Origin of the sequence: Bacillus sp. YBsi01 (genome assembly GCF_038406745.1) — a bacterium.
Classification (GTDB): domain Bacteria; phylum Bacillota; class Bacilli; order Bacillales; family Bacillaceae; genus Bacillus; species Bacillus siamensis.
On record NZ_CP151679.1, the window covers coordinates 48,493 to 60,475 of the forward strand.

The window sequence follows — 11,983 nt, forward strand, 5'->3', positions numbered from 1 at the left end:
TTTATCTGCCGTCACGGCCAAACCTTCCGGCGCATAAAGTAAAGAATGAGATGAAAAATTGAAGGATCGGGGAGGGAGCTTGTTTGCGTGACGGCATGGGGAAACGGGCGGCATTCACTCTGATCCTGTGCGGAGTCCTTGTCATATTGGCTGTCAGTTCAGCCGTTTCAGTAAGTTTGATGTACGTCCTGTCAGGCCAAAACAGCCGCTCTGTTCCGACGAAGGAACAAGTGACTGAACACATGAATAAAGAAATTTACAAACATACAGCGATTTACTATACGGCGGATGAAAAACCGCTCTTGGATCTGACCAAGCTTACGTTAGACTACGCAAAGCGTATCAATCAAATCATTGTCGGCTATAAAGGAACAGCGCCTCTTGAACTTATTTTCTTTGCGGATGAAGCTGAAATTGAGCAATATTCCGGCTTGAAAAGCGTAGTCGGTTTTTATTCAGAGCAGGAGCAGATGATGGGGCTTTTGCCTGAAGAGAAAAAACAGCTTCTGAAAAAAGATGAGCTGGCCGTTTTTATGTATAAACAATTGATTATACATGAATATACGCACTATGCGTTTCATCAAAAAACGCGGCAAATGGGGACGTCTACGTCTGAATTTCCGCTTTGGTTTCATGAGGGGCTGAGCGAATGGGTTGCGCATTATGATGTAGTCATTGATCCGATTGCATTTTCCGTCGTGCCGTTTGATCAATTAACGACCGACCGAAAATGGCAGAAATCGCGGATGGAATATGAGACGGATGTATATTTGCAAAGCTTCTATATGATAAAGGATTTAACCGATACATTCGGAGAAGGCATTATCTTAACCATTATCAACAAAACCGCCGAAACACAGGATTTTGAAAAAGGCTTTGAAGCGGCCACCAAAGAAACCCTGAGACAGTTTGAACGTGATTTCACAAGAACATATGAAAAAAAGAAAACGGCATTGGAGAGTCGGGTATCCAACGCCGTTTCTTAATCAATGCAGGTTTTGCTGCTGTCCCATTTGTCCTTTAATCGGAGGCATTTGCGGCTGTCCCTGAGCCGGCCCGAATGAATTCAGCATCGTCTGCATATCTTGTGCATTAAGCTGAGGAACCTGATAATAACCGTGTTTGTTTTGGTACAAGAAGATTTCAAATGCCATTTCAACATATTGCTGAATTTGGGCGGAGAGCACTCTTCTTGTCACGGGATTGGTCATTTCAAGCGAGCTCATCGTCAAAAGAGAAGCTTGAGCTTTAATCAGACCGAGCATATGGCCGCTTATCCCGAGATCTTTGACATCATTTAATGATTGATTCGGTTTTTTCGGCTGTGTCGGTTTTATGCCGTACACGGCTTGGTTCTGTTCCTTCATCATATATGTCGAAGTTTCCTGAGAAGGCTTTTGGCCGGTCTTAAAGCATTCTGCCGTCAGATTATAAAGTCCGAGAATGAATTGGTATTGGCGGTCAAGAATATCCGCCAGCTGCTGATCCTGTATAAATTGTCTGAGCATCATAAATTGATCCAGGACGCCGACTGTTCCGGCCAGGACTTCATGCATATCGAAAAGCTCATGTCCTCCATGATTCACTTGCGGTGAACCCGGCATCCCCTGATTTACTGGCTGCTGCTGCTGATTCTGCTGCTGTTCCACTGATTGTTTTCCTCCTTCATGTCAAATCATCATTAAGATGTGAAAAAAGCTGATCCGTTATACATGAGACCGATTTCGTTACATGGGGACTATTTACTATTTTGCGCCAATGAAGACAATCTTTACAAAAAAGTGGTGTGATTTTTAAGAAAATAAGCTAACGTATTTCTTAGAAGACAAGGGGGGAAATGAATGAAGAAAAAAAGGGGGATGCGTCTTTCGTGCTGTGTGCTGATGGTTTGTTTTATGGTCTCCGGCCTGAAAGATGCGGCAGCAATCGGAGAAGCCGGACCGCTGAATGAGAGTAGAACGGATAAGGCGTATCAAGAGCAGCAGACTGAAGACACCGGCCGTGTCCCGCTCAGAATCATCAGTATGAATGATCTGCACGGAAAAATTGATCAGCAATATGAGCTTGATCTTAACGGAGATGGTAAACCGGATGGCACGTTTGGCCGAATGGACTACGCTGCGGCGTACATTAAAAAAGCAAAAGCCGAAAAAGAACACGCCTTCGTGGTGCATGCGGGCGATATGATCGGGGGCAGTTCTCCCGTGTCAGCCCTTTTTCAAGATGAACCGACAGTAGAACTGATGGAAGACATCGGGTTTGACGTGGGGACTGTCGGCAATCATGAATTCGATGAAGGAACAAATGAGCTTAAACGGATCATCAATGGAGGAGATCATCCGGACGGGAAGGGGACAAGCGGTTATGACGGCCAAAATTTCCCGCTCGTCTGCGCCAACTGTAAACTGAAATCAGGTGAGTCCTTTCTTCCGCCGTATGAAATCAAATACGTTTCCGGAATTCCGGTTGCATTTATCGGAGTTGTAACCAGATCGGCAGCAGGAATGGTCATTCCGGACGGAATTAAAAACATCACGTTTACGGATGAGGTAAAAGCCGTCAATGACGCCGCCGCTGACCTGAAGAAAAAAGGAATTAAAGCCATCGCCGTGCTCGCCCATATGTCTGCTGAACAAAACGGCAGTGCGATCACGGGAGAAGCCGCAAAGCTTGCCGGCGGGACAGACTCAGAGATTGACGTGATTTTCGCCGCGCACAATCATAAAGTCGTAAACGGAGAAGTCAACGGCAAGCTGATCGTGCAGGCATTTGAATACGGAAAAGCAATCGGAATCGCCGATCTTGAACTTGATAAAGAGTCGAAGGATATCGTGAAAAAATCAGCGGAAATCCAATATATCGACCAAAGTAAAATCAAGCCGGACCCGAATGCGGCAGGCATATTAAGCAAATATGAAGAGAAAGTGAAACCGATTATCAGCGAAACGGTTGGGGAAGCGGCCCATGATATAACGGGCGGCTATTCAAATGACGGCGACACGGCGCTTGGAAATCTGATTGCCGACGGTATGAAAGCGAAGATGAAATCTGATTTTGCGCTAATGAATGGCGGCGGCATCCGGGACGGCATAAAAAAAGGGCCGATTACATGGGGAGACCTTTATAATGTTCAGCCGTTCGGCAATGTGCTGACGAAGCTTGAAATCAAAGGAAAGGATTTGCGGGAGATCATCAACGCGCAAATTTCTCCGGTTTACGGACCGGATTACAGCATCAGCGGATTTTCCTATACATGGAACCCGGAAACCGGACAAGCGGTGGATATGAAGATGGCGGACGGCACAGACATACAGCCCGAAAAAGGATATACAGTAACAGTCAATCAATTTATGGCGACGGCGGCGGGGGCAAAATACGGTCCGATCGGGAAACTCGGCAAGAATCCGGTGACGGGGCCTGAGGATTTGGAAGCGACAGTAGATTATGTCAAAAGCTTTTCCGCTCCGATTTCTTATCAAACCGACGGCCGCATCCGCACGGCATCAGCAGCCGAGACACCTGATGACACCGGCAGTCAGCCGGGAAAAGGGGAAACACCGGGCGGCACCAGACCTGATAAAACAGAAAAACCCCAAGCGGAAAAACCCGCTAAAAACCCGGATGCTGCAAAACAGCCTGACCAAGCCAAAAAACCAGAGCGTCCCGTTATAAAAGAAACAGCTTCTGAAATCCGTCCGTCGCCGGCTGCAAATCCGGAAAAAAGCACAAAACAGACTGAAAGCGGCACACAAAATGGCCGCCCGTTGCCTGATACTTCAGCGGGCAGCCATCAGACGGCACTGGCTGGACTGGTGATCACAGGCGCCGGCGTATACTGGCTTTTCAGAAAGAAAAGGAGCAACCGCACACCATGAATAAACTGAAACACATTCCGCTTCTTGTCATCATTATCGGTGTCATCGTCACATGCTATGGAAGCTTGAAGATCGCCGATTCACATATGAAGACAAACCGATCGCTTGAAGAAGCAAAAAAAGCGGCTGAACCCGTTCTGGCAAAGAAAGAAACGAATAAAGCCGCTTTGGCGCAGCGCAAAAAAGAATTTCATCCTAAAACAGGTGAAGCAAGCGGTATTTTAGAAATCCCTAAAATCGATGCTGAGCTCCCGATCGTGGAAGGGACTGACGCAGACGATTTAGCAAAAGGCGTCGGCCATTACAAAGACAGCTATTATCCGGATGAACACGGCCAAATCGTATTATCCGGCCACAGGGACACGGTGTTCCGACGGACCGGCGAACTGAAAAAAGGAGACAGGCTGAACGTGATGCTGTCTTACGGCGCGTTTTCTTATAAAATCAGCCATACAAAAATCGTCAGCCGGGATGATACGTCCGTCATCACCCTTCAGCATGAGCGGGAGGAACTGATCCTGACCACTTGCTATCCGTTTTCTTACATCGGAAATGCACCGAAACGATATATTATATATGCTTACCCGGATTAAGAAAAATACGTGTCGGCAAAGTGTGCCAGATCAGAGGGCATCGGCGCTTCGGCAATGATTTCTTCTCCGGAGATCGGATGAATGACACTTACCTTTTTGGCGTGAAGCGCCTGTCTGTGAAACAGCGCCCGGCTTCCGCCGTACAGATCATCTCCCGCTAACGGATGGCCGATGCTTGCCATATGCACTCTGATTTGATGTGTTCTTCCGGTTTCCAATTCAAGCTCGATCAGAGAAAGCCGCGCGCCGGAATGATAGCCTTGTACCTTGTAATGGGTGACGGCGGCTTGTCCGCCGGGTGAGACGCGCCGTCTGACGGAATGTGACCTGTCGCGGCCGATCGGCGAATCAACCGTGCCTTTTTTCGGCGTCACTTTTCCTTCCGCTGCGGCGATATAGGTGCGTTTTAATGTTTTGGTTTCAAGCTGCCGGTCGAGGATGGCATGAGCCAGGCGGTGCTTGGCAAAAACGACCGCACCTGACGTGTCCCGGTCAAGCCGGTGAACGTGGCGGACTTTCGCTTGTTCGCCGTTGATTTGAAAATGGTAAGCGATCAGATTGCTGAGGGTTCCGGTCTGACCCTCTTCATTCGGATGAGTCGGCATTCCCGCCGGCTTATTTGCAATCAGCATATGATTGTCCTCAAATAAGATTTCCGCTTCCCCGTATTCCGGGATCACCGATGACTCCGTTTTTTCCTGAAGATCAATGAAAAGGCGGTCTCCGGTTTTCAGGATGATGTTGTTTTTGGGAGATGTGCGATTGACCTGAATGCTTTCTTGGTTCATCCATTCGGTTATCACGGGTTTAGATGCCTGAAATTCTGATTTCAGGACTGAAAACAGCCATTGTCCGGCGTGCTTTTCCGTTATCAGAAGTTCCAGCCCGCGGTCATTTTGTTTCATATCATAAAGCTCCTTTTTCAAGCGGAAAGCGGCTGTTTCAATAGGAAACACTTACCTTAGCTTTCGCGTTTTTTTCTGTGCTATTCTTGATAAAGATTAAGGATATTCACATGGCAAGAAAGGTGATTGATGTGAGAATTGTCAACGCAGCGACTGACGGGCAAGAAAGCGCGATACAAGAGCTTTCCTCTGAATTGTTCCAAAATGTCTTTCCTCTTTATTTCTCCGAACTGGAAATTCAGCGCTTTAAAAAAAGGGGCGTATTGTCTTTACAAAACCAACTTTACCAAGGAACGTTAAAAGAAGCATTTCAAATTATGGCTTGTCTGCAAACGGTACATATCATGCTGTCAAAGCCGCACGCGGTATATGATGCCAAAGAGCGTGCGCTGTTTGATAAAAATTGCGCTTTGCTGAATGATTGCGGAATGAATTTTCCGTTTACCTATGATGATTTCGAGACAGGAGCCGAATCAGAAGCCTGCGGTCACAGAAGGCTGATCTGATGGATGTAAAGAGCCTTTTTACAGGCTCTTTTTTGCTTCTTTGACATGATACCACAATTTCTTTCCTCTAACTCCCTTTATAATGAGACAAATCCCCGAGCATAATAAATGGCGAAAGGGGTGCTTTACAATGAGTTCAATCAAACAATCAATGACTACCCACGTGGCTACCGTTTCTCCCAATCAAACGATTCAGGAAGCGGCCGCGCTGATGCATCAGCATAATGTCGGAGCGATTCCCGTCGTTGACGGAGGGGAATTAAAAGGAATGCTGACAGACCGTGATATCGCATTGAGAACAACGGCTCAAGGCCGCGACGGCCAAACACCTGTTTCGCACGTGATGTCTTCTAAAGTGGTATCCGGAAACCCGGAGATGAGTCTTGAAGAGGCGTCACACCTGATGGCCCAATACCAAATCCGCCGCCTTCCCATTGTTGATCAAAATCATTTGGTCGGGATCGTTGCGCTTGGAGACTTAGCGGTCGATCAGCGTTCAAACGAGTCTGCGGGAGCAGCTCTTTCTAATATTTCCAGCCAAAACTCACAGTAACGGATCAAGAGAGCTTGCATTCATGCAGGCTCTTCTTTCCGTCCGAATGTTACATTTTGAACGCGGAAGAAATTCACGGTATAGTGTATACATAGGTCACAGTACGTTAACTAAAGGAGCTGTAAGCAGTGATAAAAGCATTAATCTTTGATTTTGACGGGTTAATTTTAGATACAGAAACCCATGAATATGAAGTGCTGCAAGAAATGTTTGAAGAACACGGATCGACATTGCCTTTATCTGTCTGGGGAAAGGTGATCGGAACAGCCGCGGGGTTTAAGCCGTTCGCGTATTTAGAAGAGCAGCTGGGAAGAAAGCTCGATCATGACGAACTGACGGCGATCAGGCGCGCGCGCTTCGAGCAGCGGATGAAAACGGAAACGGCGCGTCCCGGGGTGGAGGCTTATTTAGCCGCGGCGAAAGAATTAGGATTGAAGGTGGGGCTTGCTTCAAGCTCAGATTTCAAATGGGTGTCGGGCCATCTGAAGGAGTTAGGCCTGTTTGATGAATTTGAAGTGATTCAGACGGCTGATGACGTAGAAGAAGTGAAGCCGAATCCGGAACTCTATTTGAAAGCGGCGGAACATTTAGGCGTCGAACCTTCCGAATGTCTTGCCTTTGAGGATTCCGTCAATGGCTCAATCGCAGCCAAACGCGCCGGCATGAAATGTGTGATTGTACCGAATAAGGTAACAAGCACCCTGTTGTTTGAAGAATACGATCACAGATTGGAATCGATGGCGGAAATGGAACTTGAATTACTTTTACAGCGCTTGAACAATCAAAACGAATCGGCAGGGGGAAGCGGCATTGTCTGAGAAACTTGATCTGACCCGTTTTGAAAAGAAAATGGTTATACGGAACATGGAAGAGAAAGATATCAACAAAATTATTGAGCTGCAAAAGGATTGTTTCCCGGGGATGGAGCCTTGGGAGCCTGAGCATTTAATCAGCCATCTCGCGCATTTTCCGGAAGGTCAGTTTTGCGCCGAGTATGAAGGGGAAATTATCGGATCATGCTCCAGCCTGATCATCAATTTCGATGAATACGATGACCGCCACACATGGCAGGACATTACAGACGACGGTTACATCACGAACCACAATCCGGACGGAATGAACCTGTACGGAATTGAAGTGATGGTGCATCCGGCATACAGACGGATGAAGATCGGACACCGGCTGTATGAAGCGAGAAAAGACCTGGCGAGACGATTAAACCTGAAAAGCATCATTATCGGCGGACGGATTCCGAATTACCATAAATATGCGGAAGAAATGACGGCGAGAGCCTATGTCGAACAGGTGACGCGCCATCAGATTTATGATCCGGTCCTTTCCTTCCAGCTGATGAACGGATTTACGCTCATGCGGATCAATCCGAATTATCTCCCGGATGATACCGCGTCCATTAAATATGCGACATTAATGGAGTGGAACAATGTCGATTACCTGCCGCAGTCGAAGCGCTATTACAAATCGGCATTTCCGGTGCGTATTTGCGTCATTCAGTATGAAATGAAAAAGATTTATTCCTTCGAGGAATTTGCCAATCAGGTTGAATATTATGTGGATGTGGCTTCCGATGCAAGATCTGATTTCGCGGTATTTCCTGAAATTTTCACGACGCAGCTCATGTCATTCCTTGAGGAGCGTTCTCCGAGTCTTGCCATTCAGAGGATTACCGAATATACAGAGGACTATATCAGCCTCTTTACAGATCTCGCGGTGAAATATAATGTCAACATCATCGGCGGCTCCCACTTCGTTGAAGAAGAAGGGAAAATTTACAACATCGCTTACTTATTCAGACGTGACGGCACGATTGAAAAACAATATAAGCTTCACATTACGCCGAATGAGCGGAAATGGTGGGGCATCAGCGCCGGAGACAGAGTGCGCGTATTTGATACGGACTGCGGAAAGATCGCCATTCAGATCTGCTACGATATCGAATTTCCGGAGCTTGCGAGAATTGCCGCGGATCAAGGGGCGAAAATTATCTTTACGCCGTTCTGCACTGAAGACCGCCAAGGCTACTTGCGCGTAAGATACTGCTCTCAGGCGAGAGCGGTTGAAAACCAAATTTACACTGTCATCTCAGGTACGGTCGGGAACCTGCCGCAAACAGAAAATATGGACATTCAATACGCACAGTCAGCCATTTTTGCTCCGTCTGATTTTGAATTTGCCAGAGACGGAATCGTCGGTGAAACGAACCCGAATATCGAAATGGTTGTGATCGGGGACGTTGACCTTGAAATTTTAAGAAGACAGCGTGAAAACGGAACCGTGCGCCAGCTGAAAGACCGGCGCAAAGACATCTACCGGATTACGCATCTTAAATGAAGAAAGCCCGCTCCGGTTTAAGGAGCGGGTTTTTTTATAAAAATACTTGCACCGTCCCCGGTTTCGGGATATGCTCTTGTAGCCCTTTCGCTTTCTGGGAGAAAGCGTTTTTTTAATTGCTGCCGCTTTATTGACTCGCCCATGCCGCGCCTTTATATTCTTATTAAGAGGAAAACTTCACCAAGAGAATCGGCGTCAGAAGCCGGGCAGCTTTCGATACAGTGCAATGATATTGAAAGGGAGATGAGCGGTGTGGAACATGTACAAAAAAATCAGTCACTCAAACAAAAGGATAAAGAGCTGATTTGGCACGCGATGAAAGGGGCGGAGCCGGATGACAGCATAATCGTCCAAAAAGGGGAAGGCGCCTGGGTTACGGACATTGACGGCAGGCGGTATTTGGACGGCATGTCAGGACTATGGTGCGTCAATATCGGATACGGGAGAATGGAGCTTGCCGATGCGGCTTACAGCCAATTGAAGGAGCTTCCTTATTATCCGCTGACCCAAAGCCATCAACCTGCGATTGAGCTTGCGGAAAAACTGAATGAATGGCTCGGCGGCGATTATGTAATCTTCTTTTCCAACAGCGGATCGGAAGCAAATGAAACCGCGTTCAAAATTGCCCGCCAATACCACATTGAAAACGGCGATCACAGCCGCTTCAAATTCATCTCCCGGTACAGGGGCTATCACGGCAATACGATGGGGGCGCTCGCCGCTACCGGCCAGGCGCAGAGAAAATACAAATACGAGCCGCTCTCCCAAGGATTTTTGCATGCGGCGCCGCCTGATCTCTATCGGAATCCCGCCGATGCTGACACATTGGAAAGCGCACATGAAATCGACCGGATCATGACGTGGGAATTAAGCGAAACGATTGCCGGCGTTATTATGGAACCGATTATTACAGGCGGAGGTATACTGATGCCCCCAGACGGGTATATGGCAAAGGTAGAGGACATTTGCCGACGCCACGGCGCGCTGCTTATCAGTGATGAAGTCATCTGCGGTTTCGGCCGCACGGGAGAGCCGTTCGGATTTCAGCATTACGGCGTTTCACCGGACATCGTCACAATGGCAAAAGGCATCACGAGCGCTTACCTGCCGCTGTCGGCGACGGCAGTGAAACGGGAGATTTTTGAAGCGTATTCGGACGGTGAGCCGTACGGCCGTTTCCGGCACGTGAATACATTCGGAGGCAATCCGGCAGCCTGCGCCCTTGCTTTGAAGAACCTGCAATTGATGGAGGATGAAAATCTGATCGCCCGTTCCCGTGAGCTTGGCGAAAGGCTGCTCCGGGAGCTTCAGCCGCTCAGAGAACATCCCGCGGTCGGAGATGTACGGGGAAAGGGCCTTCTTACCGGCATCGAGCTCGTAAAGGACAAAATCACGAAAGAACCCGCTGATGCCGCCGCTGTCCAGCACGTCATCACCGCCTGTAAGAAAAAAGGCCTGCTCGTCGGGAAAAATGGCGATACCGCAGCGGGATATAATAATGTCATTCAGCTTTCACCGCCTTTCTGCCTTTCTGACGAGGAGCTTTCTTTCATCATTTCGACGGTCAAAGAAAGCGTGTTGAGCATTGATTTTTAATGTAAAGGAGTAAAACATGAGTTTTCACAACCAGCAGATTTTACCGGCTATCCGTAACATGAAGCAATTCGATGCATTTTTAGAAAGTCCGTTCTTATACGGCGTTATTTTAGATATTCACCTCGGTCAATTAAAAGGTGTCGTGAATGAAGCGAAAAAACACGGAAAACACCTGATGGTTCACGTCGATTTAATTCACGGCATTAAGCATGATGAATACGGTGCGGAATTCATTTGTCAGGACATCCGGCCCGCCGGCATCATTTCAACGAGATCGGCCGTCATCGTCAAAGCGAAACAAAAGAAAATATATGCGATCCAGCGTCTGTTTCTCTTGGATACGAGCGCGATGGAAAAGAGCATGGAATTCGTCGGGAAGCATAAGCCTGACTTTATCGAGGTCCTCCCGGGCATCGTTCCGACTTTAATCCGGGAAATTAAAGAGATGACGGGCATTCCGATTTTTGCCGGCGGCTTTATCCGCACGGAGCAGGATGTTGAAAACGCTTTGCAGGCGGGGGCCACGGCGGTGACGACTTCAGACACCGAGCTATGGGCTAAATATGAACATTCTATGACAAAAAAAGATTGACACCGCTTACACCCGTTGTTACAATAGACCTAGGTTAATACTATGTGATGGAGACCCGGAGACCCACAACAGCTCTTTACGGAAGCAATAAAGCGTAAAGCGGTCTGTTGTGGGTTTTTTATTCTCTATAACTCTGTCAAACCTGCTATTATGTCATTTGGGAGGAATGATGATGACAGCATTTTGGGGAGAAGTAATCGGTACAATGCTGCTTATTATTTTCGGGGGCGGCGTTTGTGCGGGAGTCAATTTAAAGAAATCGCTTTCATACCAATCCGGATGGATTGTTGTTGTATTCGGCTGGGGGCTTGGAGTAGCCATGGCGGCATATGCTGTCGGCGGAATCAGCGGCGCTCACTTGAATCCGGCTTTAACGATAGGCCTTGCGCTTGAAGGCAGTTTTCCTTGGAAAGAAGTCCCTGTCTATATTGCTGGACAGATGATCGGAGCAATGATCGGTGCGGTTATTGTGTATCTTCATTATCTGCCGCATTGGAAGGCGACGGATGATTCGGCGGCTAAGCTGGGCGTTTTCTCGACCGGCCCGAGTATTCCTCATACATTTGGGAATATGATAAGTGAAGTCATTGGGACGTTTGTGCTTGTGCTCGGCATTTTGGCGATCGGAGCGAATGAATTTACAAAAGGGCTGAACCCGCTGATTGTCGGATTCCTCATCGTGGCTATCGGAATTTCTCTCGGAGGAACAACCGGGTATGCGATCAACCCTGCGCGGGATTTGGGGCCGAGAATCGCACACGCCTTTCTGCCGATTCCGAAAAAAGGGCCGTCAAATTGGAAATATGCCTGGATTCCCGTTATCGGTCCGATCATGGGCGGTGCGTTCGGCGGCGTATTTTACAATGCCGCGTTTAAAGGAAATGTGACATCTAGCTTTTGGTTTGTAAGCGTTATAATGGTTGTTTTGCTTTTCATACTCTATGTTTATACCAAGAAATCTCAATCACGAAAAACATTATCAAATTCTGAATATATTTAAAAAGGAGAGCGGCA

General features: G+C 47.7%; 12 protein-coding genes. 10 read left to right on the forward strand and 2 right to left on the reverse strand.

What is annotated here, in order from left to right; translation table 11 throughout:
* The first annotated feature begins 83 nt into the window (after window positions 1–83).
* Entirely contained in the window at window positions 84–986 is a 903-nt protein-coding gene (locus AADZ70_RS00330; protein ID WP_342007515.1) for a hypothetical protein, read from the forward strand.
* On the opposite strand, the gene AADZ70_RS00335 is transcribed toward AADZ70_RS00330, so the two are convergent.
* On the reverse strand, window positions 987–1,649 hold the full coding sequence (locus AADZ70_RS00335; protein WP_342007516.1) for a spore coat protein: 663 nt from the start codon (window positions 1,647–1,649) through the stop codon (window positions 987–989).
* A gap of 192 nt (window positions 1,650–1,841) precedes the next feature.
* On the opposite strand from AADZ70_RS00335, the gene AADZ70_RS00340 reads away from it, so the two are divergent.
* Together AADZ70_RS00340 and AADZ70_RS00345 are read left to right on the forward strand one after the other, a co-directional pair.
* Window positions 1,842–3,875, forward strand: a complete 2,034-nt coding sequence (locus tag AADZ70_RS00340) for a 5'-nucleotidase C-terminal domain-containing protein (RefSeq protein WP_342007517.1) — start codon at window positions 1,842–1,844, stop codon at window positions 3,873–3,875.
* Complete coding sequence (locus tag AADZ70_RS00345; protein WP_342007518.1) at window positions 3,872–4,468, forward strand: class D sortase; 597 nt, start codon at window positions 3,872–3,874, stop codon at window positions 4,466–4,468. Before AADZ70_RS00340 ends, AADZ70_RS00345 begins: the two co-directional genes overlap by 4 nt.
* Here the strand turns inward: AADZ70_RS00345 and AADZ70_RS00350 are convergent.
* Entirely contained in the window at window positions 4,465–5,373 is a 909-nt protein-coding gene (locus tag AADZ70_RS00350) for an RluA family pseudouridine synthase (RefSeq protein WP_188153847.1), read from the reverse strand. The two genes, AADZ70_RS00345 and AADZ70_RS00350, sit on opposite strands and share 4 nt — an antisense overlap.
* 110 nt (window positions 5,374–5,483) lie before the next feature.
* Here AADZ70_RS00350 and AADZ70_RS00355 point away from each other — a divergent pair, with 110 nt between their 5' ends.
* The 7 genes from AADZ70_RS00355 to AADZ70_RS00385 all read left to right on the forward strand — a co-directional run bounded on the left by AADZ70_RS00355 (window position 5,484) and on the right by AADZ70_RS00385 (window position 11,969).
* A complete protein-coding gene (locus tag AADZ70_RS00355; protein ID WP_016938415.1) occupies window positions 5,484–5,879 on the forward strand; it encodes a DUF5365 family protein in 396 nt (131 codons plus the stop codon).
* 130 nt (window positions 5,880–6,009) lie between these two features.
* On the forward strand, window positions 6,010–6,432 hold the full coding sequence (locus tag AADZ70_RS00360; protein ID WP_188153848.1) for a CBS domain-containing protein: 423 nt from the start codon (window positions 6,010–6,012) through the stop codon (window positions 6,430–6,432).
* 128 nt (window positions 6,433–6,560) lie between these two features.
* Window positions 6,561–7,250 (forward strand): HAD family hydrolase, encoded by a 690-nt coding sequence (locus tag AADZ70_RS00365; RefSeq protein WP_045927065.1) that lies wholly within the window; start codon window positions 6,561–6,563, stop codon window positions 7,248–7,250.
* Window positions 7,243–8,781 (forward strand): bifunctional GNAT family N-acetyltransferase/carbon-nitrogen hydrolase family protein, encoded by a 1,539-nt coding sequence (locus AADZ70_RS00370; protein WP_016938412.1) that lies wholly within the window; start codon window positions 7,243–7,245, stop codon window positions 8,779–8,781. Before AADZ70_RS00365 ends, AADZ70_RS00370 begins: the two co-directional genes overlap by 8 nt.
* A 243-nt stretch (window positions 8,782–9,024) precedes the next feature.
* The gene (locus AADZ70_RS00375; protein ID WP_342007519.1) at window positions 9,025–10,377 is read left to right on the forward strand and encodes an aspartate aminotransferase family protein; all 1,353 of its coding nucleotides are present in this window, start codon (window positions 9,025–9,027) and stop codon (window positions 10,375–10,377) included.
* A 16-nt stretch (window positions 10,378–10,393) separates the two neighbouring features.
* Window positions 10,394–10,969 carry a glycerol-3-phosphate responsive antiterminator gene (locus AADZ70_RS00380; RefSeq protein WP_016938410.1) on the forward strand — a complete coding sequence of 192 codons (576 nt, stop codon included), beginning with the start codon at window positions 10,394–10,396 and terminating at the stop codon, window positions 10,967–10,969.
* A 172-nt stretch (window positions 10,970–11,141) separates the two neighbouring features.
* Complete coding sequence (locus tag AADZ70_RS00385) at window positions 11,142–11,969, forward strand: MIP/aquaporin family protein (RefSeq protein ID WP_064778273.1); 828 nt, start codon at window positions 11,142–11,144, stop codon at window positions 11,967–11,969.
* Window positions 11,970–11,983 lie beyond the last annotated feature (14 nt).